The following is a 22,606-nucleotide window of genomic DNA, read 5'->3' on the forward strand; positions in this document are numbered from 1 at the left end:
AATTACAAGTTTTGCCCGGCGCACGGACACCAATCCACAGACGTGATGTCTGTAGACTTGCTTAAGAGATGATTTGGTTATATTTTATACAGTTATTTCATCTTCATCATGTCATTCATCTTTTCCAATTCATCACTATTCAAAGTCAAAATTACTTATGACCACTGAACCGTCTAAAGCGCCACCGCTTTACCCGAAGACCCACCTGCTCGCCGCAAGTGGTATCGCCGCCCTTCTCAGCCTGGCGCTCCTGGTATTTCCTTCCAGTGATGTTGAAGCCAAAAAGACGACCCTGAGCCTTGAACTGGAAAGTCCTGCTGAACAACTGACACAAGATCAAGACGCTGCTGACGCCGCTCAAGCCACAAATGAGCCAGTAGCCTCACCGTTTGCACAAATCGAAAACACAGAAGAAAACGCTCCGCAAACCGCGGAAGCCAAACCTGCGCCCGAACCTCTCGCGGAAAAACCGAAAGCGCCAGGTCACCGGGAAGTCGTCGTTTCCAAGGGCGATACGCTTTCGACACTGTTCGAAAAAGTCGGCCTTCCAGCCACAGCCGTGCATGAAATACTGGCCAGCGACAAGCAAGCCAAACAGTTCAGCCAGCTCAAACGCGGCCAGAAGCTCGAATTTGAACTGAACCCGGAAGGCCAGCTCACCAGCCTGCACAGCAAGGTCAGCGATCTTGAAACCATCACGCTGACCAAGAATGACAAGGGTTACGCCTTCAATCGTGTAACCGCAAAACCTACCGTACGTACCGCTTACGTTCACGGAGTGATCAACAGCTCGTTGTCACAGTCCGCTGCGCGTGCAGGCCTCTCTCACAGCCTGACCATGGATATGGCCAGCGTATTCGGCTATGACGTCGACTTCGCACAAGACATCCGCCAGGGTGACGAATTCGATGTGATCTACGAACAGAAAGTGGTCAACGGTAAAGCTGTTGGCAATGGCCCGATCCTGTCCGCCCGCTTCACCAACCGCGGCAAGACCTACACCGCCGTGCGTTACACCAACAAGCAAGGCAACAGCAGCTATTACACGGCCGACGGCAATAGCATGCGCAAGGCGTTCATCCGAACGCCGGTGGACTTTGCCCGCATCAGCTCGAAGTTCTCCATGGGCCGCAAACACCCTATCCTCAACAAGATCCGCGCGCACAAAGGCGTTGATTACGCTGCGCCACGCGGCACGCCAATCAAGGCTGCCGGTGACGGCAAAGTGCTGCTGGCCGGCCGTCGTGGCGGTTACGGCAACACTGTGATCATCCAGCACGGCAACACCTACCGCACGCTATACGGCCACATGCAAGGCTTCGCCAAAGGCGTGAAAACCGGCGGCACGGTCAAGCAAGGCCAAGTAATCGGTTTCATTGGCACGACAGGGCTGTCCACCGGACCGCACTTGCACTATGAGTTCCAGGTCAACGGCGTTCATGTCGATCCACTGGGCCAGAAGTTGCCAATGGCCGATCCGATTGCCAAAGCAGAACGTGCCCGCTTCATGGCTCAGAGCCAGCCGTTGATGGCGCGTATGGATCAAGAGAAGGCCACCATGCTGGCTTCGAGCAAGCGTTAAGCCATGGCCCTTTATATCGGTGTGATGTCCGGAACCAGCCTCGACGGCCTGGACATTGCCCTGATCGAACAAACCTCGGCGATCAACCTGATCGCCACGCACTACATTCCCATGCCTGAATCCCTGCGCGCCGAGCTGCTTGGCTTGTGCGCCAGCGGCCCTGACGAGATTGCCCGCTCGGCGATAGCCCAGCAGAACTGGGTGAAGCTTGCCGCACAGGGCATTCACACCCTCCTCGACCAGCAACAGCTCAAACCGGAGGCGATTCGCGCGATTGGCAGCCACGGCCAGACTATTCGCCATGAACCGGCTCGAGGTTTCACCATACAGATCGGCAACCCTGCCCTGCTGACCGAGCTGACGGGCATCACCGTTGTCAGCGACTTCCGCAGTCGCGATGTCGCTGCCGGTGGTCAAGGTGCCCCTCTGGTGCCCGCCTTCCATGAAGCTTTGTTCGAAGAGCGTACCGGTAACCAGGCTGTCCTGAATGTCGGCGGCTTCAGCAATCTCAGTCTGATAGAGCCGACCAAGGCTGTAGCCGGTTTCGACTGCGGTCCGGGGAATGTGCTGATGGATGCCTGGATTCACCAGCAACGCGGTGAAAACTACGATTGCAATGGCCAGTGGGCCGCTACCGGTACCGTTGAGCCAACGCTGCTGAAAGCATTGCTCAGTGATCCGTTCTTCATGACCAAGGGCCCGAAAAGTACCGGCCGAGAAGTGTTCAACCTGCCTTGGCTGGAGCAGCACCTCTCACGTCTGCCAGCCTTCCCTGCTGAAAACGTACAGGCCACGCTGCTCGAGCTGACAGCGTTGACCGTCGTCGAGTCGCTGCAAAGCGCTCAAACGGATACTCAAGAGCTGCTGGTCTGTGGCGGTGGCGCGCACAACGCCACATTGATGAAGCGATTGGCTGATCTGCTGCCGAACGCAAAAGTCGCCAGCACCGCCACCCACGGTGTTGATCCGGACTGGGTTGAAGCCATGGCGTTCGCCTGGCTGGCCCATTGCTGCCTCGAAGGTATCGCCGCCAACCGGCCAAGTGTTACTGGCGCCAAAGGGCTGCGCGTACTGGGCGCCATCTACCCCAACTAAACAAAACGCTGACAACAAAAAACGCCGCAGAACCCAAGGCTCTGCGGCGTTTTATTGTGTGCAGCGAAGTGCGATCAGATCGAGAACGAAGAGCCGCAACCACAAGTCGTGGTGGCGTTCGGGTTCTTGATCACGAAGCGCGAACCTTCCAGACCTTCCTGGTAGTCCACTTCTGCACCGGCCAGGTACTGGAAACTCATCGGATCAACCACTAGGCTCACGCCTTCGCGCTCGACGATGGTGTCATCCTCAGCCACATCTTCATCGAAGGTGAAACCGTACTGAAACCCTGAACAACCGCCGCCCGTAACGAATACGCGCAGCTTCAAGCGATCATTCCCCTCTTCATCGACCAGGCTCTTCACCTTGTGCGCAGCACCTTGGGTGAATTGCAAAGCCGTGGGGGTGAAGGATTCGACGCTCATGCTGACTATCTCCCGGCGTTACGCCGCCATAATGCGTGATGACGCGCATTATCCGCTTGTCCGAGAAAATCGGTCAACTATTGTTACGGTATATCAATAAACCCGACCAGCTGTTCAGCATGCAAAAAGGCCCGTTTGACGGGCCTTTTTGCTGTGTCGGATTAAGTGTTACGGCAGCATGCCGGCATGGGACAGACCCAAGCGCTCATCCAGACCAAACAGGATGTTCATGTTCTGCACAGCCTGACCCGACGCGCCTTTGACCAGATTGTCGATCACCGACAACACCACCACCAGATCGCCATCCTGCGGACGGTGAACCGCAATGCGGCAAACGTTGGCGCCACGCACGCTGCGGGTTTCCGGATGGCTGCCGGCTGGCATTACATCGACGAACGGTTCGTTGGCATAACGCTTTTCAAACAGCGCCTGCAGATCCACCGAGCGATCAACCACGGTCGCGTAAAGCGTGGAGTGAATGCCACGGATCATCGGCGTCAGATGCGGGACGAATGTCAGACCGACATCCTTGCCGCCCGCTGCGCGACGCAGCCCCTGGCGAATTTCCGGCAGGTGACGGTGACCTTTCACCGCGTAAGCCTTCATGCTTTCCGACGTCTCCGAGTACAGGGAGCCTACAGCCGCACCGCGACCGGCACCGCTGACACCGGATTTGCAGTCGGCGATCAGACGCGAAGCATCAGCCAGACCCGCTTCAAGCAGCGGCAAGAAACCCAACTGAGTAGCGGTCGGATAGCAACCTGGCACCGCGATCAGGCGAGCCTTTTTGATCTGCTCACGATTGACTTCCGGCAAACCGTAAACCGCTTCGTCCAGCAGCTCCGGCGCACCGTGCGGCTGACCGTACCATTTGGCCCACTCCTCGGCGTCTTGCAGACGGAAGTCCGCCGACAGATCGATAACCTTGGTGCCCGCCGCCAGCAGTTCACCTGCCAAAGCGTGAGCGACACCGTGCGGTGTGGCGAAGAACACTACGTCACAGGCGCCCAAGGTCTTGATGTCCGGCACGCTGAAGGCCAGGCCGTCGTAGTGGCCGCGCAGGTTGGGGTACATGTCAGCCACGGCCAGACCGGCCTCGGATCGGGAAGTGATCACCACCACTTCTGCCTGCGGATGCTGTGCCAACAGACGCAGCAGTTCGACACCGGTGTAACCCGTGCCGCCGACGATACCGACCTTGACCATAAACCTGCCCTCAACGAACCCACTGGAAAGCCGTCGATAATAGGGGCCACGCGGCCCTGCGACAACCGTCAAGGTGACGCGCGGACGCTCAAGCCTCTACTATCCGGCTTACCGTGAATAAGGGAATAACTAAAAATGCTCTATCTGTGGATCAAAGCGTTTCACATCGTCAGCGTCGTTTGCTGGTTTGCAGGCCTGTTTTACCTGCCGCGACTGTTCGTTTATCACGCGCAAAGTGAAGACACGGTCAGCAAAGAACGCTTCAGCGTCATGGAGCGCAAGCTGTATCGCGGCATCATGGGACCGGCAATGATCGCCACGCTGATCTTCGGCGGCTGGCTGATCTATCTCAACCCGGGCATCTTCAGCATGGGCGGCTGGATTCACGCCAAACTGACCCTGGTCGTCTTGCTGATCGGTTACCACCATATGTGCGGCGCGCAGGTAAAACGCTTCGCCCGTGGCGAGAACACCCGCAGCCATGTCTTTTATCGCTGGTTCAATGAAGTGCCGGTTCTGATATTGCTGGCTATCGTAATTCTGGTCGTGGTCAAGCCGTTCTAACTTTAATAAGTCAATCACTTCGGGGTACTTCCAATGTCGCTGCCCGCTTTGCTCGAACAACGTCTGCGCCTGCCTGTGGTGGCGGCGCCGATGTTCCTGATTTCCAACCCTGAACTGGTGCTGGCCTGCTGCCGCAATGGCGTGGTCGGCAGTTTTCCCGCGCTGAACCAGCGCGAAAGCAGCGGGTTCAAGGCTTGGCTGGAACAGATCGAAGCGGGCCTCGCGGCGCTGGACAACCCCGCGCCGTACGCGGTGAACCTCATCGTGCACAACAGTAATCCACGCTTGCAGGCGGATCTGGCCATTTGCGTGGAGCACAAGGTGCCGATCGTTATCACCAGCCTTGGCGCGGTGAAGGAACTGGTCGATGCAGTGCACAGTTATGGCGGCCTGGTCTTCCACGATGTCACCACCCGTCGGCATGCCGAGAAGGCCGCCGAGGCTGGTGTCGACGGTCTGATTGCGGTCGCGGCCGGGGCCGGTGGCCATGCCGGCACCTGGAGTCCGTTTGCGCTGATCGCCGAGATTCGCGAGTTCTTCGACAAAACCCTGCTGCTTGCAGGATGTCTTAACCACGGCCATGAGATTCTCGCCGCACAGATGCTCGGCGCGGATTTGGCCTACTTCGGTACGCGCTTTATCGGCACCACCGAAAGTCATGCACCTGACGCCTACAAGGAGATGCTGCTGACAGCCAAAGCGGCCGACATCATCCATACTCCAGCGGTGTCGGGAGTGCCGGCCAGTTTCATGCGGCAAAGCCTGGAGGCGGCCGGTTTCGACATGGCAGCGCTACAAGGTAAAGGCGAAGTGAATTTTGGCGACAAGCTCAAACCGATCAGCGATGAAGCCAAAGCCTGGAAGACCGTGTGGTCAGCCGGGCAAGGCGTGGGGCAGATCGACGATCTGCCAGGCGTGGATCAGTTGATCGCTCGACTCGATGCTGAATATCGTCAGGCACAGGAACGCGCAGCACAGCTGCCGAAACGCTGGCCAAGGTAAAAATCAAGCCAGTCGCTCATGGACTGGCCTTACACTAACGACCTTTCATTCTCTTCGCGACAAGGATGCCTCGGCCATGAGCGAACCCCGTTACAAGATCGTTTTCGACGGTGCTCTACAGCCCGGTGTCGATATCACCACTGCCAAGCTCAATCTGGCGGATTTGTTCAAAAGCGATGTTGCAGCCATCGAGCGACTGTTCAATGGCAGTACCGTGGCGCTTAAGCGTGATCTGTCGCACAGCGATGCGCAGACTTATCTGCAGGCATTGAGCAAAACCGGGATTGACGCACGGATCGAATCTGACACGGCCATCGAGCTGAATCTGTCGGACGTCCACGAGCACTCCCCCGCTCCCGCCTACGCGGAACCGAACTCACCTTATGCGCCACCCCGCGCCAGTGTTGGTGAAAACCTTCCGGCATTCGCCATGCTCAAACCGTTAAGCGTCGAAGGCCGGATCGGACGTCTGCGCTTTCTGGCCTGGACGATGGTCGTGACGCTGGTAAGCCTGCCAATTCTCAGCATTTTTGCGCTGATCGCCGTCGGCCTTGTCAGTTCCGACTCCACCAGCGGCCTGATCATCGGCGGCCTCATCGCGGCCATTCTGGGTTTGGCGCTCATCATCATCAGCATTTTGTTCACCGTTCAACGCCTGCACGATATCGGCTGGTCCGGCTGGCTCTGGCTGCTGAATCTTGTCCCGTTGGTGGGCAGCATCTTTCCTTTTGTGATCATGATTGTGCCGGGCAATACCGGTGCCAACCGCTACGGGCCACCACCTCCGCCCAACAGCACAGCAGTCAAGGTGCTGTGCTCTCTGTGGATCGTATTCATCGGGCTGTTTTTCGTAGGTGGAATGCTCGGCGGGATCTCCGCCATTCAGCAGGAATACGAAACCAGCCTCGAAAGCAGCTACGACAGCGGCTCGGTAACTACCGATGAAATCGACGTCGAGGTCGAACCGGCAGCGAATTCCTCCGACGATGCAGCCGAAGCGGCGCAGGCCCCTGTAGACTCTGCGAAAGAATGAACAGCGCTCCCCGCCGTGACACCTGCGTCGCTGGCGCGGAGCTGTTGCGATGGAGAAATGCATGACCCGTTACGCTCTGATCACTGGCGCCTCCAGCGGTATCGGCCTGGCCATGGCCGAAGCGCTGGCCCGGCGCGGCCGCAGCCTGATTCTGGTGGCACGACAGCGTGATCAGCTGGAAAGTATTGCGATCGAGTTGACCCAGCGCTTCGGCGTCGAGGTGCTGTTTCGCGCCTGCGACCTCGGTGAGCCGTTGCGCCTGTCCGGCTTTTTGCTGGAACTGGAAGAAGGTGACCGGCAGATCGATCTGTTGGTGAACTGCGCTGGCATTGGCACCTGTGGTCCATTCCTGGCTCAGGACTGGATGACCGAGCAGGACTTGATCGAGGTGAACATCCTCGCCCTCACCCGTTTGTGCCATGCGATCGGCAACAGCATGGCGTTGCAAGGCGGCGGGCAGATTCTCAACGTTGCCTCGGTAGCGGCGTTCAACCCCGGCCCGTGGATGAGCACCTATTACGCCAGCAAGGCCTATGTGCTGCACTTCTCCGAAGCACTGCGAGTTGAACTCAAACAGAGCGCGGTGAAGGTTTCAGTGCTCTGCCCCGGCCCGACCCGCACGGCGTTTTTCCGCACCGCGCAGTTGAACAGCGACAAACTCAAAGACAGCAAGTTGCTGATGAGCCCCGAAGAGGTCGCGCTGTACACCGTGCGTGCGCTCGACAAGAACCGCGCAATCATTATTCCGGGACGACGCAACCGCTGGTTCGCGTTTCTGCCGCGACTGGGTTCGCGCTGGCTCAACCGCACCATCGTCGGCATGGTCAACAAGGCTTACTGCCCGCGCTGAACTGTCCTACGGCAAAACACTGGGCGGGTTCTTTCCCCATGAGTACACTCAGACCAGCCCACACCACGGAGAAAACAGCAGTGGATACTCTGTTCACCAAGATCATCAACCGGGAAATCCCGGCCAAGATCATCTACGAGGACGACCAGGTTCTGGCGTTTCACGACATCGCACCTCAGGCGCCAGTGCACTTTCTGGTGATTCCGAAAAAACCGGTGCGCACCCTCAATGACCTGACCGAAGACGACAAGGCATTGGCCGGGCACATTCTTTTCACAGCCCAGCGTCTGGCGCTGGAGCTGGGCTGCGAAGACGGCTTCCGGGTGGTGATGAACTGCAATGAGAAAGGTGGGCAGACCGTCTACCACATTCATATGCACGTACTCGGTCAGCGCCAGATGAACTGGCCGCCGGGCTGATCCACGGCAAATCTGTGGGAGCGCCCTGCTCCCACATGACCCAGCGCAAACGCTCCCCGGCCGATTCGGTTAAACTGGCCGCCGAGATTCTTCCCGGAGGTCAGCATGACTACCCAACGTCACTACTCGCCGATTGACCGTCTTCTGCTGCAAGCCGATGCCGCGATGCGTACCTTGCTGCCCTTCAGCGGCCAGCCATACCGTCCGTCGCCAGCGATTCTGCAGCCAGACACGCAGATGAGCGACGAAGACACTCGCCACGTCGCCGGCCTGATGCGTATCAACCATACCGGCGAAGTCTGCGCCCAGGCGCTGTATCAAGGGCAGGCCCTGACCGCCAAGCTGCCGCAGGTGCGCGAAGCCATGGAGCACGCAGCCGAAGAAGAGATCGATCATCTGGTCTGGTGCGAACAACGCCTTCACCAGTTGGGCAGCCATACCAGCGTTCTCAATCCGCTGTTCTACGGCATGTCGTTCGGGATTGGCGCGGTGGCCGGGCTGATCAGCGACAAGGTCAGCCTCGGGTTTGTCGCAGCGACCGAGCATCAGGTGTGCAAACACTTGAACCAGCATCTGGAACAACTTCCGGCCGAGGACGAGAAGTCCCGGGCGATTCTGGAGCAGATGCGTATTGATGAGGAGCATCATGCGGAGAGCGCGCTGGATGCTGGCGGCTTCCGTTTTCCGGCGCCGGTGAAGTTCGGGATGAGTCTGTTGGCGAAGGTTATGACCAAGAGTACTTATCGGATCTGAAGCTTTAGAGGCTTTAAAGGGCCTCACCGCTAGTAGGCTCACTCCTACAGGGTTATGTGTTTGCGCGATAAAAAAGGCGACTACCGCTAAGTAGTCGCCTTTTTTGCGCTTGGATTTCTTACGTCGGCATGTTGCGCGCGTAGAAAATTTCGAGCATTTCGTGTTTCACACGCTCAGTCACTTGAGCGCGCTGCCCAGGAGACAGGCTGCTGGTGGCGTCGCCGAACAGGTAGTTGTCCAGTTCGAAGTCCTTCAGCAGCATTTTGGTGTGGAACAGATTTTCCTGGTACACGTTCACGTCGGTCATCTGGTACGCGTCGCGGGTGTCTTCGGACAGGTAGTTCTGAATCGAATTGATCTCGTGGTCGATGAAGTGTTTGTTGCCTTCAACATCACGGGTGAAGCCACGTACACGGTAATCCACAGTCACAATGTCCGAATCAAACTGGTGAATGAGGAAATTGAGCGCTTTAAGCGGTGAAATGACACCACACGTCGACACATCGATGTCCACACGGAAGGTGGCAATGCCGTCGTCCGGGTGGATTTCCGGATAGGTGTGCACCGTGATGTGACTCTTGTCGAGGTGGGCCAGGATGATTTCAGGCAACGGGCCCGGGGACTCTTCAATCTGGCTTTCAGTCGGGGTTACCGGCTCTTCAGAAATCAGAATCGTGACACTGGCGCCCTGAGGTTCATAGTCCTGACTGGCAATGTTCAGGATGTTGGCACCAATGATTTCGACAACTTCGGTGAGAATCTGCGTCAGGCGTTTCGCGTTGTACTCTTGATTGATGTACTCGACGTAAGCCTGCTGGTCTTGCGGGGTTTCCGCGTAGCAGATGTCATAGATGTTGAAGCTCAAGGTCTTTGTCAGGTTATTGAACCCGTGGAGCTTGAGTTTGCTTTTCACCGTTGAAAACTCTCTGTGTATGCGGCTCGGCCGCGTGATCAAGCATGCCCGTCAAGTGCGAACAACGCACCTGCGTAGGACGGTCAACACCTCTTCGCGATGGCGATTTTGGTTATCTGTTCAGGCGGATGACACGTCGGTTGACCGATCACCGCCCTGAAAAAAGTCGCGCATTATGCAGACGTCAGGAGGGGGATCCCCAGAGTCTGCACTGCTTTTATGATAGTTGAATGTCGGTTCAACCGAGTTCGATGATTTCGTAATCGTGGGTGATCTCCACGCCAGCCGCACCGAGCATGATCGAGGCCGAGCAATACTTCTCGGCGGACAGTTCGATGGCGCGCTTGACCTGGGCTTCTTTCAGGCCACGGCCCTTGACCACGAAATGCATGTGGATCTTGGTAAACACTTTCGGATCTTCGGTTGCGCGCTCGGCTTCGAGGAAGGCTTCACAGCTTTCAACAGCCTGGCGCGATTTCTTCAGAATGCTGACCACGTCGAAGTTGCTGCAACCGCCGACGCCCAACAGGAGCATTTCCATCGGGCGAACACCCAGATTACGACCACCGGCGTCCGGCGGACCGTCCATGACCACGACATGGCCACTGCCGGATTCGCCGAGGAACATGGCTTCGCCAGCCCATTGGATGCGTGCCTTCATCGCCCAGACTCCACTGTAAAAAAAGGGTCGCCAGCTTAGCACAGGGTTTTGCTCTGACAGCGCGACTGTTCCTAGGACGGATGCTCCAACTGCGTAGGTAATTTCTCGAATTTTCGACGAAGTGTCTGGTAAGCTGGCGCCAATTCGCTGGCGCCCCATGCCAGCTGTGTAGCGACCGCCTTCAGCGCCTCATAAAAAAATCAAACATCACCGTGCAGTCTTTTCGGGATACAACCATGGTTGCTATTACCCCCACACCCAAAATCAAGAACCTCGACAAGCTGTTGATGCATTGCCAACGTCGCCGCCATGCGGCCAAGAGCAACATCATTTGCGCTGGCGATCGTTCGGACACGCTGTACTTCATCATCAAGGGCTCGGTAACGATCCTGATTGAGGATGACGACGGCCGCGAGATGATCATCGCGTATCTCAACGCCGGGGATTTCTTTGGTGAACTGGGACTGTTCGAGCAGGCGGGTCAGGAGCAGCAGCGCAGCGCCTGGGTGCGGGCCAAGGTCGAGTGTGAGACTGCGGAAATCAGCTACGCGAAATTCCGCGAATTATCGCAGCAGGATCCGGACATTCTTTACGTGCTCAGCGGACAAATCGCACAACGCCTGCGCAATACCACGCGCAAGGTCGGCGATCTGGCGTTCTTCGACGTTACCGGTCGCGTGGCTCGTTGCCTGCTGGAACTGTGCAAACAGCCGGACGCGATGACCCACCCCGACGGCATGCAGATCAAGGTGACCCGTCAGGAAATCGGGCGGATTGTCGGGTGTTCGCGGGAGATGGTCGGTCGCGTTCTCAAGGATCTTGAGGAACGCAACCTGGTCAATGTGAAGGGCAAGACCATGGTGGTCTTCGGTACACGTTAAACGCGAACGCTTAAACGCTGTACATCTGCGCCAGCATTAAACGAAACAACTCATCGAGACGCGCCAAGGCCTGTGGCGCGTTGAATTTTTCATGCAGGGCAATGTGGCTTTGCGCGCGTACCCGCTGCTCCAGACCACAGGCTTCGTTGAAGCGATTGACCGCTGCCACCATCGAATCCCGCTCGTTATCCATCAGCATCGCACCGTGTACCAAACCCACCGGACGCTGTCCGCCCTGACTCTGGCGCCAGCGCTGGGCGGTGCCGACCATTTTGCGGCCGTCGAGGTTGACGTTGAAGCGACCGTCGCAAAACGCGCCCTCGATTTCTCCCAATGACGAAGTGCCGCCCAACTCATCCAGCAATTGGCAGATCGGATCGCACAGACGGCGGTAGCCGGTTTCGATGCGGTTGAGATCGCCTTCGCTGCGAGGCGGTGCGTAAACCAGTGCGATATTGATGGTCGCGGCCGATTGCGGGACCGGTTCCCCGCCGGTTTCGCGTAGCAGCACCGGCCAGCCGGCGGCGGCGGAGACTTCGCAGGCGTGTTCGAATCCGGGTAGGCGGTTCAAGCGGCGAGGCATGACCAGAGCGCGGTCGCTGGGCTGCCAGAATAGAAGGCCGAATTCGGCGTCGCCGGCACAGATCGAGGCCAGCAAGTCCTGTTCGGCTTGCAGGCCGGCTTCGATGGTCAGGGAGGTTGGCAGCGGCATAGCGGACTCCGGCAGATCTGGAATCTTTAGGGAACTGGCGGGCCTCTTCGCGGGCAGCCCGCTCCCACAGGGGGCGCGGGTGCCTTTGAAGGAGTGATCAGTCGAGGGTCGAACCACTCACCGAAACACCGCGCTCCGGGAAGAACAATCGTTGCAGCTCAGTACCCGGGCTTTCGGCGCGCATGAACGCCTCACCGACAAGGAACGCGTACACGTCGCTGATCTCCATCAGCTCGACATCGGCACGGTTGAGGATGCCGCTCTCAGTGATTACCAGACGATCACGCGGAATACGCGGCAGCAGATCGAGGGTGGTTTCCAGGCTGACGTCGAAGGTATGCAGGTTACGGTTGTTGACCCCGACCAGTGGCGTGTCGAGGGTTTTCAACGCGCGCTCCAGCTCATCGCCGTCGTGCACTTCCACCAGCACATCGAGACCAACGCCTTTTGCCACGGAAGCCAACTCGGCCATTTTCACGTCGTCCAGCGCGGAGACGATCAACAACACACAGTCGGCGCCCAGCGCACGGGCTTCGACGATCTGGTATGGATCGATCATGAAGTCCTTGCGGATCACCGGCAGCTTGCACGCGGCACGGGCCTGCTGCAGGTAGGCATCGGCGCCCTGGAAGTAATCGATATCAGTCAGCACCGAGAGACAGGTTGCCCCGCCCTTCTCGTAGCTTTTGGCGATGTCGGCGGGAACAAAGTTCTCGCGGATCACGCCTTTGCTTGGCGAAGCCTTTTTGATTTCGGCAATCACCGCCGGTTGTTTTTTCTTCGCCTGCGCCAGCAAAGCCCGGGCGAAACCACGGGGTGCATCGGCCGCCTTGGCCAGACTTTCCAGCTCGCTCAGGCTCACACGAGCGCTACGCTCGGCGACTTCCTGAACTTTGCGCGCCAGAATGTTTTCCAGAACCGTCGGTACACTCATCCCTCATTCTCCACTTTGAATACCGCGGTAAAGGCACCCAGCTCCTCGAGCTTTTCCCGAGCGAGGCCGGTGTGCAGGGCGTCGTGCGCAAGCTCCACGCCCTGTTTCAAACTGCTGGCTACGTCGGCGGCGTACAGCGCTGCACCGGCGTTTAGCACAATCATCTCGGCAGCTTTCTGGCCGTTTTCAGTCTTGCGCTTGCCCAGCGCATCGCGAATCAACGCCAACGAAGCTTCCGGGCCGTCGACCGACAGGCCGTGCAGGCTCTGGCTCTTCATGCCTAGATCTTCCGGCTCGACCCAATACTCGGTGATCTCGTTGTTTTTCAGCTCGGCAACAAAAGTCGGCGCCGCCAGACTGAATTCGTCCAGACCGTCCTTCGAATGCACCACCAGCACATGCTTGCTACCCAGACGCTGCAAGACTTCAGCCAACGGGCGGCACAACGCCTGATTGAACACACCCACCACCTGATGTTTAACACCGGCCGGATTCGTAAGCGGGCCGAGCATGTTGAACAGCGTACGCAGGCCGAGATCGCGGCGCGGGCCGGCGGCGTACTTCATGGCTTTGTGGTGTGTCTGGGCGAACATGAAACCGATGCCGACGTTGTCGATGCAACGGGCGACCTGCACCGGCGTCAGGTTGAGGTAGATGCCGGCGGCTTCCAGTAAGTCGGCACTGCCACTCTTGCCCGAGACCGCGCGGTTGCCGTGCTTGGCCACGGTGCAACCCGCCGCCGCAACGACAAAAGAAGAAGCGGTGGATACGTTGAAAATATTCGCACCGTCACCGCCGGTGCCAACCACATCGACCACGCCGTCGAGGGTCTTGAGTTCGACCTGATCGGCCAGCTCACGCATCACCGATACCGCGCCGACGATTTCGTCGATGCTCTCGCTCTTCATGCGCATGGCCATCATGAACGCGCCGATCTGTGCCTCGGTGCACTGGCCGGTCATGATTTCGCGCATCACATCGCGCATTTCATCGGTGCTGAGGTCGAGGTGATCGACGATACGGCCCAGGGCTGTCTTGATATTCATGGGAAGTCCTTAGCGCGTGCCGCCGGTTTGTTTGAGGAAGTTGGCAAACAGTTCATGGCCCTGTTCGGTCAGGATCGACTCGGGGTGGAACTGTACGCCCTCAATGTTCAGGGTCTTGTGACGCAGGCCCATGATTTCGTCGACCGAACCATCATCGTGTTGCGTCCACGCGGTCAGTTCCAGGCAATCGGGCAACGTCTCGTGCTTGACGATCAACGAGTGGTAGCGGGTGACGGTCAGTGGATGATTCAGGCCTTGGAAAACGCCCTTGTCCTCGTGGAATACCGGACTAGTCTTACCGTGCATCACTTGGCGGGCACGCACCACATCACCACCAAAGGCTTGGCCGATGGACTGGTGGCCGAGGCAGACGCCGAGGATCGGCAGTTTGCCGGCGAAGTGCTTGATGGCGTCGATAGAGATGCCGGCTTCGGTCGGCGTGCAAGGGCCAGGGGACACGACGATACGCTCGGGCTTGAGCGCTTCGATTTCAGCAATGGTCAATTCATCGTTGCGCACGACTTTGACCTCGGCACCCAGCTCGCCGAGGTATTGCACAACGTTGTAAGTAAAGGAGTCGTAGTTGTCGATCATCAGCAACATGGCGTTTCGAACCTCTTGAATTCTGACTTGAAGACAGCCTTCAGATGACTTGCCCGCAGGGCGCTGCACGATGTCGGACACGCAAGTGGCGTCGGCAAAGCGGCATTTCAAACGGGCAAGGAAGGCAAAGCGATACAGATCCGGCCGGGCCGGCAGAAAAGATTCAGGCGCGCCAACGCCAACGGGCGTGTGCCTTGATGACTTGATCCAGAAGTTTGCTGGTGATCAACACGGGGAAGGTCTCGTTCATACGTTCCGGCACAGTAACTTAGCTGGGCAGAGCGTGCAATATGGCGGGGCCTTCGGGGGAGAAATCCAAGTGAGGGTTAGCGACCGATGGCACTAGGCCGGAAGTTTTTGGTACTGTCGTTTCGTTCACCTACAACAATAAATAAAACGGACTTGCTCATGATCAAACAGACGTTGTTTGTACCGCTGGCCGGCTGCTTGCTCGCAATGGCCTGTGCCCAGGCGAATGCGGCGCCCAATCCTTATTCGAATTTCATCGTCTTCGGCGACAGCCTCAACGACGCCGGGACCTTCGCCGATAGCGGCGGCCCGGCGGGTTCTACTGAACGCTATACCAACCGTACCGGTCCGGTTTATCTGGATGGCAGCGGTGAGCTGTATTCGCTGAACTCCACCCAACTGCTGGGCGGACGCCTGGGCTTTACGGCGGATCAGACGGCCTCTTCCAGTTCGGCAGTGCGCGCCGACAATGGCCAGCCCGACGGTAATAACTGGGCGGTCGGCGGCTACCGCACGGATCAGATCCTCGATTCGATCACCACGCAATCAGCCACCAGTGAACGCACCCGCGCCGGCTACCTGCCGTCGAACGGTTTCCGTGCCGATCCGAATGCGCTGTATTACATCTCCGGTGGCGGTAACGACTTCCTGCAAGGACGTATTCTCAGCCTGCCCCAAGCCAATGCGGCGGCAGATCGACTGGCCGATAGCGTGCAAACCCTGCAAACCGCCGGCGCCAAATACGTGATGGTCTGGCTGTTGCCTGACGTCGGTTTGACCCCGGCCATCAACGGCACGCCGTTGCAGGCGTTCAGCAGTACGCTCGCCAGCCAGTTCAACAGCCAGTTGACCACCCGCCTGCAAGGCATCAACGCCGAAATCATTCCGTTGAACATTCCGGTGCTTCTGTCCGAAGTGTTTGCCGATCCAGGACGTTTCGGCCTCGCCACAGACCAAAACCTGACCGCAACCTGCTTCAGCGGCAGCAGTTGCACGGAAAACGCCCGTTACGGCATCAACAGTGGGACACCGGATCCGAGCAAACTGATCTACAACGACGGCGTGCACCCGACTGAAGCCGGGCAGAAACTGATTTCCGATTACGCCTATTCCCTGCTGGCCGCGCCGTGGGAATTGACGCTGCTCCCGGAAATGGCCCACGCCACCGTGCGCGCGCATCAGGATGAACTGCGCAGCCAATGGCAGGCGGACTGGGAAAACTGGCAGGCAGTCGGCCAATGGCGCGCCATTGTTTCCGCCGGCGGCCAGCACCTGGACGTCGACAGCCAAAGCAGCGGCGCCAGCGCCGACGGCAGCGGTTACAACCTCAACGTGGGTGGCAGCTATCGCCTCAATGAGGCTTGGCGCGTTGGCGTGGCAGCGGGTTTTTACCGGCAGAATCTGGAGGCCGGTCATAACGATTCGGACTACAAACTCAACAGCTATCTGGCTACAGCGTTTGCCCAGTTCCAGCAAAATCGCTGGTGGGCTGATGCCGCGCTGACTGGTGGCAAGCTCGACTACGACAACCTCAAGCGCAAGTTCGATCTGGGTGTCAGCGAGGGGGCGGAGAAAGGTGATACCGACGGCCATCTGTGGGCATTCAGTACCCGCGTCGGCTACGACATCGCCCAGCCGGGCAGTGAATGGCATCTGTCGCCATTCGTCAGCGCCGACTACGCCAGTGTCGACGTCGACGGCTACTCGGAGAAGAGCAACCGCGCCACCGCACTGACTTTCGATGATCAGGCGCGCGATTCGAAACGTTTGGGCGTGGGTATTCAGGGCAAGTACAACTTCACGCCGCAAACTCAGGTGTTCGGCGAGTACGCCCACGAGCGTGAGTACGAAGATGATGTGCAGAAGGTCAACATCGCGCTCAACACCCTGCCGGCCAACGACTTCACACTTGAGGGCTATACGCCGCAGAGTCATTTGAACCGCTTGAGCCTGGGCGTCAGCCACAAACTCACGGCGGATCTGGCGCTGCGTGGTGGGTACACATTCCGCAAGGATGATGACTTTACCCAGCAAGGGGTTAACGTCGGCGTCGTGCTGGACTTCTGAAGCGCAGGCACAAAAAAGCGGCGCCCTCTCAGGCGCCGCTTTTTTATGCGTATTCATATTCCTCTGTGGCGAGGGGATTTATCCCCGATCGGCTGCGCAGCAGTCGCAAACCGTTGTTCACGGTATACCTGAAAAATCTCTGTTGCAGGTTTCAGGGCCGCTCCGCGCCCCATCGGGGATAAATCCCCTCACCACAGAGGATCGCTCCCACAGGTTTTACGCGGATTCAGGCTTCCGGGGTTTGCTCGGCCAGGGCCACAGCGCGGAACATCGCCCGACGTTTGTTCAGGGTTTCTTCCCATTCCAGCGCCGGCACCGAGTCGGCAACGATGCCGCCACCGGCCTGCACATGAAGTTCGCCGTTCTTGATCACTGCGGTACGGATGGCAATTGCGGTGTCCATGTTGCCGTTCCACGCGAAGTAACCGACCGCGCCGCCATACACACCACGCTTGACCGGTTCCAGTTCGTCGATGATTTCCATCGCGCGAATCTTCGGTGCGCCCGACAAGGTGCCCGCCGGCAGAATCGCCCGCAGCGCGTCCATCGCCGTCAGCCCGGCTTTCAACTGGCCGGTGACATTGGACACGATGTGCATCACGTTGGAATAACGCTCGATGACCATCTTCTCGGTGAGCTTCACCGAACCGATTTCCGAAACGCGACCAGTATCGTTACGACCGAGGTCGATCAGCATCAAGTGCTCGGCGATCTCTTTGTCGTCCGACAGCAGATCTTCTTCCAGCGCCAGATCCGCCTCTTCGGTCGCACCACGCGGTCGCGTCCCGGCAATCGGGCGCACGGTGATCAGGTTGTCTTCGACCCGCACCAGCACTTCCGGCGAACTGCCGACGACGTGGAAGTCGCCGAAGTTGAAGAAGTACATGTACGGCGTCGGGTTGAAGCAACGCAGTGCACGATAGAGATCAATGGGTGCAGCCTTGAAGTCGATCGACATGCGCTGCGACGGCACGACCTGCATGCAGTCACCGGCAAGGATGTATTCCTTGATGGTGTCGACGGCTTTTTCGTAATCGTCCTGGGTGAAACTGGAGCGGAATACCGGGTCAGCCGATTGCTGCTTGCTGAAGTCCAGGCCACGACGCGGGGTGATCGGTTGGCGCAGTTTCTCCAGCAGGCCCTGCAATTGCGCCTGACCTTGCTCGTAGGCATCCGCCTGAGCAGGGTCGGCCAGTACGATTGCGTGCATCTTGCCGGCGAGGTTGTCGAACACCACGACCGCATCGGAAACCATGAGCAGAATGTCCGGCACGCCCAGCGGATCAGGGTTCGGGCATTTGCCCAGACGCTTTTCCACATAACGCACGCAGTCATAGCCGAAGTAACCGACCAGACCGCCATTGAAACGCGGCAGACCGGCGATGGTCGGCACGTTGTAGCGAGCCTTGAAGGTTTCGACGAAGGCCAACGGGTCTTCGACGTCATGGCTTTCAGTCTCGACGCCATCGACGGTGATACTGACGTGATGGTCGTGAACCCGTAGCACGGTGCGGCACGGCAGACCGATGATCGAGTAACGGCCCCATTTCTCGCCACCCTGCACCGATTCGAGCAGGTAGGAGTTGGGCTGGTCAGCCAGTTTCAGGTAGATCGACAGCGGCGTGTCGAAGTCGGCCAGGGTTTCGCAGGCCAACGGAATGCGGTTGTAGCCATCAGCGGCCAAGCGCAGGAATTCTTCGCGGATCATGAGGTGCCTCGTGGTGTGAGGTGCTAATCAGTCAGGTAGGCAAACGTACCGGCGGGCCGGCCAGGAACAAGTCAGGCGCGCCAACGCCAGCGGGCCAGGGCCTTGATGACTTTCATCCAGAGTTTGCGAGTGACCACCACGATGGCGTTTCCGGCAGGGGGTTGAACAGCGTCGGGCAACGTTATCCCACCGGCCAGATCCAGGCAACCGGGAATTAGCTTGCGCAGATCGTCAATCACCAGCGCCGGGGATTCTTCGGCGATTGGTCGGCCATGGTTATAGCCATAACTCAGCGCCACGCATTTGACCCCCGCCGCTTTCGCCGCCAGCACATCGCTGCGCGAGTCGCCGACGAACAGCGATTGCGAGGCCGGGATGTTGGCCATTTTCATCACGAAGAACAGCGCCGCTGGATCAGGCTTCTTCTGCGGCAGGGTGTCGCCGCCAATGATCCACTTGAAGTAGCGGCCGATTTTCATCTGATCCAGCAGCGGCGCGACAAAACGCTCCGGTTTGTTGGTGATCAGTGCCATCGCCACGCCCTGCTTGTGCAGCCATTTCAGGGTGTCGCGCACGCCGGGATAGACCACGGTCAGCTCATGGCTGGCGCCATAGGCTTCCATGAACACTTCCAGCGCATGTTCGGCCTCGACGTCGTCGACAGCCGAGTGATCAATACCGCCGGCCAGCGCACGACGCACCAACACTGGCGCGCCGTTGCCGACCCACTCGCGCACCGACTCGATGCCCGCAGGCTGGCGGCCGAGGCTGAGCAGCATGTTGTCCACCGCCGCCGCCAGGTCGGGAACCGAGTCGATCAGCGTGCCATCCAGATCGAACATCACCAACCGTGGCAGTTTGCCCGGGAACAGCTGCTCAAAACCGCTCATGGGCGTGCCAGTGCCAGTTCGGAACGCATCTTGTCGATGACTTCCTGATAGTTCGGCGCGTTGAAGATCGCCGAGCCGGCAACAAAGGTGTCGGCGCCAGCGGCAGCGATTTCACGGATATTGTTGACGTTGACGCCGCCGTCGATTTCCAGACGAATGTCACGGCCCGACGCATCAATGATTGCCCGCGCTTCGCGCAGTTTGTCGAGGGTGCCGGGAATGAACTTCTGTCCGCCGAAGCCTGGGTTGACGCTCATCAGCAAGACCATGTCGACTTTGTCGATCACGTACTTGAGCACGTCCAGCGGGGTCGCCGGGTTGAACACCAGACCGGATTTGCAGCCGCCTTCGCGGATCAGTTGCAGCGAGCGATCGACGTGCAGCGTGGCTTCCGGGTGGAATGTGATGTAAGTCGCGCCGGCTTCGATGAAGTCGCCAACAATGCGATCCACCGGACTGACCATCAGGTGCGCGTCGATTGGCGCGGTGATGCCGTACTTGCGCAATGCCGCGCAAACCATCGGACCGATGGTCAGATTGGGCACATAGTGGTTGTCCATGACATCGAAGTGGACGAAGTCGGCACCAGCGGCGAGGACGTTGTCCACTTCTTCGCCGAGGCGGGCGAAGTCGGCGGAGAGAATCGACGGAGCAATTACGAAGGGCTGCATGACGCACCTTTTCTGAGCTAAATCACGATGGCGCGCATTGTATACCTCAAGTTTCCGCGCGCGCACCGTGACCGCGATGATCAGTAGGCCGCGCGGTAGATCTTCTCGATATCGATGGCGCTGAGCTTGCGCGGGTTGTTGCGCATCAAGCGCTCGATTCCCGCGGCCTCCACGGCCATGGCCGGGATCGCGTCTTCCGGCACACCGAAACTGCGCAGGCCGACGGGGATTTCCACCGCCACACAGAGGTCGGTCATGGCCTGCACGGCTTTGTCCGCCGCTTCGCTGGCACTCAGATGAGCGGTCTTCACGCCCATGGCCTCGGCGATATCCTGCATCCGCTCGACGCAGGCCATCTTGTTCCAGGTCATGACATACGGCAGTAGCAAGGCATTGCTGACGCCATGGGCAATGTTGAAACGCCCGCCCAGTGGATAAGCCAGCGCATGCACCGCGCCGACGCCGGCATTGCCGAACGCCATGCCGGCCATCAGGCTGGCGGTGGCCATGTCTTCTCGGGCTTGCAGGTTGGCGCCGTTGGCGTAGGCCTTGGGCAGTGCGTTGGCGATCAGCTTGATGGCGCCGATGGCCAGGGAATCAGTGATCGGCGAAGCGTTGACCGACAGATAGGATTCGATGGCGTGCACCAGCGCGTCAACGCCACTGGCCGCGGTGACACTGCGCGGACAGGTCAGGGTCATTTGCGGGCTGACCAGCGCCACGTCCGGCAATAGATAGTCGCTGACGATGCCTTTCTTCAGTTGCGCAACCTTGTCGGAAAGGATGGCGACGTTGGTCACTTCCGAACCGGTGCCGGCGGTGGTCGGGATGGCGATCAGCGGCGGGCCTTTGCGTGGCACCTGTTCGACGCCGAACAGATCTTCCAGCGCGCCGTGATAACCGGCATAGGCCGCGACACTCTTGGCGATGTCGATGGCACTGCCGCCACCGAGACCGATCAAGCCGTCATGCCCACCCTCGCGATAGACACGCATGCAGTCTTCGACGATGGCGATTTCCGGATCCGGCAGCACGCGGTCGAAAATCTCGTACTCGCGCCCCCCCAATTGCACCAGCGCCAGCTCCACGGTGCCGGACTTGACCAGCGCGGCGTCGGTGACGATCAGCGGATTGTCGATATCGAGACGGGTGAGTTCGGCCGCCAGTTGCTCGATGGCCCCCGCGCCGGTAATCAATTTGTGAGCGATTTTGAACTGGGAAAGACTCATCGTGCGCAGCCTCTTATAGATGTGGGAGCTGGGCACAAGATTAGCTGGAGATTTGGGGTTGTCTGCTATTCAGGTCGTGAATGACCCATCAAGGGCAAGATCAACAGCCCCTCACCCTAGCCCTCTCCCGGAGGGAGAGGGGACTGACCGAGTTGTACTCTCGAAGTACATCGACCTGAATTACCGAGTCGAACTCAGGCCTTGAACAGCACAACGATCTGCTCCCTTCCCCCTCGCCCCCTTGGGGCAGAGGGCTGGGGTGAGGGGGTAAGCTTTTGATCTGGCCCTTAAACCTGAGCGGTACGCAGTTTTTCGCTACGGCCGCGTAGCCATTCCAGGGTCAGCAGCAGGATGACGGAAAAGGCGATCAGCAACGTAGCAGCCGCCGCAATCGTCGGACTCAAATTCTCACGAATCCCGCTGAACATCTGCCGAGGCAACGTCGCCTGCTCGGGACCTGCAAGAAACAGCGTCACCACCACCTCATCAAACGACGTCGCGAAGGCAAACAGCGCACCGGAAATCACCCCCGGCGCAATCAGTGGCAGGGTCACCCGACGGAACGCGGTCAGTGGCGATGCCCCGAGGCTGGCCGCCGCCCGCACCAGATTGTGGTTAAAGCCCTGCAAGGTCGCCGACACCGTGATGATCACAAACGGCACACCCAGCACCGCGTGCACCACGATCAATGAAAAGAAGCTATTACCTAGCCCCAGCGGTGCAAAGAACAGGTAACTCGCCACACCAATAATCACCACCGGCACCACCATCGGCGAAATCACCAGCGCCATCACCAGTGCTTTGCCGGGGAAGTCGCCCCGGGTCAGGCCGATCGCCGCCAGCGTGCCGAAGATCATCGCCAGCACCGTCGCGGCCGGGGCGACGATGATGCTGTTCTTCAGCGCGCGCATCCATTCCGCCGAGGCGAAGAAGTCTTGATACCACTGCAGCGAGAAGCCTTGCAGCGGGTACACCAGAAAACTGCCCGAGTTGAACGACAACGGCACGATCACCAGCACCGGCAGAATCAAAAACAGCAGAATCAAGCCGCAGAGGATCCGCAAGCTGTAGAACCACACCCGTTCGATGGGCGACATGTAAGGACTCAGCATT

The 22,606-nt window shown here is 58.9% G+C and carries 23 protein-coding genes; 10 read left to right on the top strand and 13 right to left on the bottom strand.

The features are described from left to right. Nucleotides 1-157 precede the first annotated feature (157 nt). Complete coding sequence (locus ACA043_RS26560; protein WP_187681131.1) at nucleotides 158-1,582, top strand: peptidoglycan DD-metalloendopeptidase family protein; 1,425 nt, start codon at nucleotides 158-160, stop codon at nucleotides 1,580-1,582. Between the two features lie 3 nt (nucleotides 1,583-1,585). Then, nucleotides 1,586-2,677 carry an anhydro-N-acetylmuramic acid kinase gene (locus ACA043_RS26565; RefSeq protein WP_497658192.1) on the top strand — a complete coding sequence of 364 codons (1,092 nt, stop codon included), beginning with the start codon at nucleotides 1,586-1,588 and terminating at the stop codon, nucleotides 2,675-2,677. A 74-nt stretch (nucleotides 2,678-2,751) separates the two neighbouring features. On the opposite strand, the gene erpA is transcribed toward ACA043_RS26565, so the two are convergent. Together erpA and argC are read right to left on the bottom strand one after the other, a co-directional pair. Beyond that, on the bottom strand, nucleotides 2,752-3,102 hold the full coding sequence (gene erpA / locus ACA043_RS26570) for an iron-sulfur cluster insertion protein ErpA (protein ID WP_003228776.1): 351 nt from the start codon (nucleotides 3,100-3,102) through the stop codon (nucleotides 2,752-2,754). A 168-nt stretch (nucleotides 3,103-3,270) separates the two neighbouring features. Then, complete coding sequence (gene argC, locus ACA043_RS26575; RefSeq protein WP_401270052.1) at nucleotides 3,271-4,308, bottom strand: N-acetyl-gamma-glutamyl-phosphate reductase; 1,038 nt, start codon at nucleotides 4,306-4,308, stop codon at nucleotides 3,271-3,273. Nucleotides 4,309-4,443: 135 nt separating this feature from the next. Here argC and hemJ point away from each other — a divergent pair, with 135 nt between their 5' ends. The 6 genes from hemJ (at nucleotide 4,444) to coq7 (ending at nucleotide 8,929) form a co-directional block, all read left to right on the top strand. Continuing rightward, on the top strand, nucleotides 4,444-4,872 hold the full coding sequence (gene hemJ, locus ACA043_RS26580; RefSeq protein WP_187681128.1) for a protoporphyrinogen oxidase HemJ: 429 nt from the start codon (nucleotides 4,444-4,446) through the stop codon (nucleotides 4,870-4,872). A 33-nt stretch (nucleotides 4,873-4,905) separates the two neighbouring features. Continuing rightward, nucleotides 4,906-5,874 carry an NAD(P)H-dependent flavin oxidoreductase gene (locus ACA043_RS26585; protein ID WP_489879408.1) on the top strand — a complete coding sequence of 323 codons (969 nt, stop codon included), beginning with the start codon at nucleotides 4,906-4,908 and terminating at the stop codon, nucleotides 5,872-5,874. Nucleotides 5,875-5,950: 76 nt separating this feature from the next. Beyond that, nucleotides 5,951-6,907, top strand: a complete 957-nt coding sequence (locus tag ACA043_RS26590) for a DUF805 domain-containing protein (protein WP_497659681.1) — start codon at nucleotides 5,951-5,953, stop codon at nucleotides 6,905-6,907. A 61-nt stretch (nucleotides 6,908-6,968) separates the two neighbouring features. After that, entirely contained in the window at nucleotides 6,969-7,757 is a 789-nt protein-coding gene (locus ACA043_RS26595) for an SDR family NAD(P)-dependent oxidoreductase (RefSeq protein WP_034155108.1), read from the top strand. Between the two features lie 80 nt (nucleotides 7,758-7,837). Continuing rightward, the gene (locus tag ACA043_RS26600; RefSeq protein WP_053124353.1) at nucleotides 7,838-8,176 is read left to right on the top strand and encodes a histidine triad nucleotide-binding protein; all 339 of its coding nucleotides are present in this window, start codon (nucleotides 7,838-7,840) and stop codon (nucleotides 8,174-8,176) included. Between the two features lie 105 nt (nucleotides 8,177-8,281). After that, nucleotides 8,282-8,929: a 2-polyprenyl-3-methyl-6-methoxy-1,4-benzoquinone monooxygenase gene (gene coq7, locus ACA043_RS26605; protein ID WP_497658193.1), complete on the top strand. Its 648-nt coding sequence runs from the start codon at nucleotides 8,282-8,284 to the stop codon at nucleotides 8,927-8,929. Between the two features lie 118 nt (nucleotides 8,930-9,047). Here coq7 and speD read toward each other — a convergent pair whose 3' ends face one another. Both speD and ACA043_RS26615 read right to left on the bottom strand, forming a co-directional pair. Then, on the bottom strand, nucleotides 9,048-9,842 hold the full coding sequence (gene speD, locus ACA043_RS26610) for an adenosylmethionine decarboxylase (protein WP_497658194.1): 795 nt from the start codon (nucleotides 9,840-9,842) through the stop codon (nucleotides 9,048-9,050). A gap of 238 nt (nucleotides 9,843-10,080) precedes the next feature. Next, nucleotides 10,081-10,503 carry an OsmC family protein gene (locus tag ACA043_RS26615; RefSeq protein ID WP_008061600.1) on the bottom strand — a complete coding sequence of 141 codons (423 nt, stop codon included), beginning with the start codon at nucleotides 10,501-10,503 and terminating at the stop codon, nucleotides 10,081-10,083. 236 nt (nucleotides 10,504-10,739) lie between these two features. Here ACA043_RS26615 and crp point away from each other — a divergent pair, with 236 nt between their 5' ends. Then, a complete protein-coding gene (crp, locus tag ACA043_RS26620) occupies nucleotides 10,740-11,384 on the top strand; it encodes a cAMP-activated global transcriptional regulator CRP (RefSeq protein WP_123532372.1) in 645 nt (214 codons plus the stop codon). Between the two features lie 10 nt (nucleotides 11,385-11,394). On the opposite strand, the gene ACA043_RS26625 is transcribed toward crp, so the two are convergent. From ACA043_RS26625 to ACA043_RS26640, 4 genes are all read right to left on the bottom strand, one after another. Next, nucleotides 11,395-12,096 carry a lipoate--protein ligase family protein gene (locus tag ACA043_RS26625; RefSeq protein ID WP_497658195.1) on the bottom strand — a complete coding sequence of 234 codons (702 nt, stop codon included), beginning with the start codon at nucleotides 12,094-12,096 and terminating at the stop codon, nucleotides 11,395-11,397. A gap of 97 nt (nucleotides 12,097-12,193) precedes the next feature. Next, nucleotides 12,194-13,030: an indole-3-glycerol phosphate synthase TrpC gene (gene trpC, locus ACA043_RS26630; protein WP_497658196.1), complete on the bottom strand. Its 837-nt coding sequence runs from the start codon at nucleotides 13,028-13,030 to the stop codon at nucleotides 12,194-12,196. Next, nucleotides 13,027-14,076, bottom strand: coding sequence for an anthranilate phosphoribosyltransferase (gene trpD / locus ACA043_RS26635; protein ID WP_187681122.1), 1,050 nt, complete (start codon nucleotides 14,074-14,076; stop codon nucleotides 13,027-13,029). Before trpD ends, trpC begins: the two co-directional genes overlap by 4 nt. Nucleotides 14,077-14,085: 9 nt before the next feature. Further along, nucleotides 14,086-14,679, bottom strand: a complete 594-nt coding sequence (locus ACA043_RS26640; RefSeq protein ID WP_187681121.1) for an aminodeoxychorismate/anthranilate synthase component II — start codon at nucleotides 14,677-14,679, stop codon at nucleotides 14,086-14,088. Between the two features lie 408 nt (nucleotides 14,680-15,087). Here ACA043_RS26640 and estP point away from each other — a divergent pair, with 408 nt between their 5' ends. Continuing rightward, complete coding sequence (gene estP / locus ACA043_RS26645; RefSeq protein WP_497658197.1) at nucleotides 15,088-16,995, top strand: esterase EstP; 1,908 nt, start codon at nucleotides 15,088-15,090, stop codon at nucleotides 16,993-16,995. A 226-nt stretch (nucleotides 16,996-17,221) separates the two neighbouring features. Here the strand turns inward: estP and trpE are convergent, their stop codons facing one another. From trpE to ACA043_RS26670, 5 genes are all read right to left on the bottom strand, one after another. Further along, nucleotides 17,222-18,703, bottom strand: a complete 1,482-nt coding sequence (gene trpE / locus ACA043_RS26650) for an anthranilate synthase component I (protein ID WP_401270068.1) — start codon at nucleotides 18,701-18,703, stop codon at nucleotides 17,222-17,224. Nucleotides 18,704-18,774: 71 nt separating this feature from the next. Next, nucleotides 18,775-19,593, bottom strand: coding sequence for a phosphoglycolate phosphatase (locus ACA043_RS26655; protein WP_497245467.1), 819 nt, complete (start codon nucleotides 19,591-19,593; stop codon nucleotides 18,775-18,777). Next, nucleotides 19,590-20,264: a ribulose-phosphate 3-epimerase gene (rpe, locus tag ACA043_RS26660; RefSeq protein ID WP_003228808.1), complete on the bottom strand. Its 675-nt coding sequence runs from the start codon at nucleotides 20,262-20,264 to the stop codon at nucleotides 19,590-19,592. The genes ACA043_RS26655 and rpe overlap by 4 nt, the downstream gene beginning before the upstream one ends. An 80-nt stretch (nucleotides 20,265-20,344) precedes the next feature. Beyond that, the gene (locus ACA043_RS26665; RefSeq protein ID WP_401270077.1) at nucleotides 20,345-21,493 is read right to left on the bottom strand and encodes an iron-containing alcohol dehydrogenase; all 1,149 of its coding nucleotides are present in this window, start codon (nucleotides 21,491-21,493) and stop codon (nucleotides 20,345-20,347) included. A 287-nt stretch (nucleotides 21,494-21,780) separates the two neighbouring features. Next, on the bottom strand, nucleotides 21,781-22,605 hold the full coding sequence (locus ACA043_RS26670; RefSeq protein ID WP_497658198.1) for an ABC transporter permease: 825 nt from the start codon (nucleotides 22,603-22,605) through the stop codon (nucleotides 21,781-21,783). Between the last annotated feature and the right edge of the window lies 1 nt (nucleotide 22,606).

It is taken from the genome of Pseudomonas sp. LBUM1648 (genome assembly GCF_059716145.1).

Excerpts from the sequence above, each read along its gene's own strand:
- coq7 (WP_497658193.1), top strand. The coding sequence starts at position 8,282 with ATGACTACCCAACGTCACTACTCGCCGATTGACCGTCTTCTGCTGCAA.
- ACA043_RS26665 (WP_401270077.1), bottom strand. The coding sequence starts at position 21,493 with ATGAGTCTTTCCCAGTTCAAAATCGCTCACAAATTGATTACCGGCGCG.
- trpC (WP_497658196.1), bottom strand. The coding sequence starts at position 13,030 with ATGAGTGTACCGACGGTTCTGGAAAACATTCTGGCGCGCAAAGTTCAG.
- estP (WP_497658197.1), top strand. The coding sequence starts at position 15,088 with ATGATCAAACAGACGTTGTTTGTACCGCTGGCCGGCTGCTTGCTCGCA.
- ACA043_RS26595 (WP_034155108.1), top strand. The coding sequence starts at position 6,969 with ATGACCCGTTACGCTCTGATCACTGGCGCCTCCAGCGGTATCGGCCTG.
- ACA043_RS26625 (WP_497658195.1), bottom strand. The coding sequence starts at position 12,096 with ATGCCGCTGCCAACCTCCCTGACCATCGAAGCCGGCCTGCAAGCCGAA.
- argC (WP_401270052.1), bottom strand. The coding sequence starts at position 4,308 with ATGGTCAAGGTCGGTATCGTCGGCGGCACGGGTTACACCGGTGTCGAA.
- trpD (WP_187681122.1), bottom strand. The coding sequence starts at position 14,076 with ATGAATATCAAGACAGCCCTGGGCCGTATCGTCGATCACCTCGACCTC.
- ACA043_RS26560 (WP_187681131.1), top strand. The coding sequence starts at position 158 with ATGACCACTGAACCGTCTAAAGCGCCACCGCTTTACCCGAAGACCCAC.
- rpe (WP_003228808.1), bottom strand. The coding sequence starts at position 20,264 with ATGCAGCCCTTCGTAATTGCTCCGTCGATTCTCTCCGCCGACTTCGCC.
- hemJ (WP_187681128.1), top strand. The coding sequence starts at position 4,444 with ATGCTCTATCTGTGGATCAAAGCGTTTCACATCGTCAGCGTCGTTTGC.
- trpE (WP_401270068.1), bottom strand. The coding sequence starts at position 18,703 with ATGATCCGCGAAGAATTCCTGCGCTTGGCCGCTGATGGCTACAACCGC.
- ACA043_RS26585 (WP_489879408.1), top strand. The coding sequence starts at position 4,906 with ATGTCGCTGCCCGCTTTGCTCGAACAACGTCTGCGCCTGCCTGTGGTG.
- crp (WP_123532372.1), top strand. The coding sequence starts at position 10,740 with ATGGTTGCTATTACCCCCACACCCAAAATCAAGAACCTCGACAAGCTG.
- ACA043_RS26615 (WP_008061600.1), bottom strand. The coding sequence starts at position 10,503 with ATGAAGGCACGCATCCAATGGGCTGGCGAAGCCATGTTCCTCGGCGAA.
- ACA043_RS26655 (WP_497245467.1), bottom strand. The coding sequence starts at position 19,593 with ATGAGCGGTTTTGAGCAGCTGTTCCCGGGCAAACTGCCACGGTTGGTG.
- erpA (WP_003228776.1), bottom strand. The coding sequence starts at position 3,102 with ATGAGCGTCGAATCCTTCACCCCCACGGCTTTGCAATTCACCCAAGGT.
- ACA043_RS26590 (WP_497659681.1), top strand. The coding sequence starts at position 5,951 with ATGAGCGAACCCCGTTACAAGATCGTTTTCGACGGTGCTCTACAGCCC.
- ACA043_RS26640 (WP_187681121.1), bottom strand. The coding sequence starts at position 14,679 with ATGTTGCTGATGATCGACAACTACGACTCCTTTACTTACAACGTTGTG.
- ACA043_RS26670 (WP_497658198.1), bottom strand. The coding sequence starts at position 22,605 with ATGCTGAGTCCTTACATGTCGCCCATCGAACGGGTGTGGTTCTACAGC.
- ACA043_RS26565 (WP_497658192.1), top strand. The coding sequence starts at position 1,586 with ATGGCCCTTTATATCGGTGTGATGTCCGGAACCAGCCTCGACGGCCTG.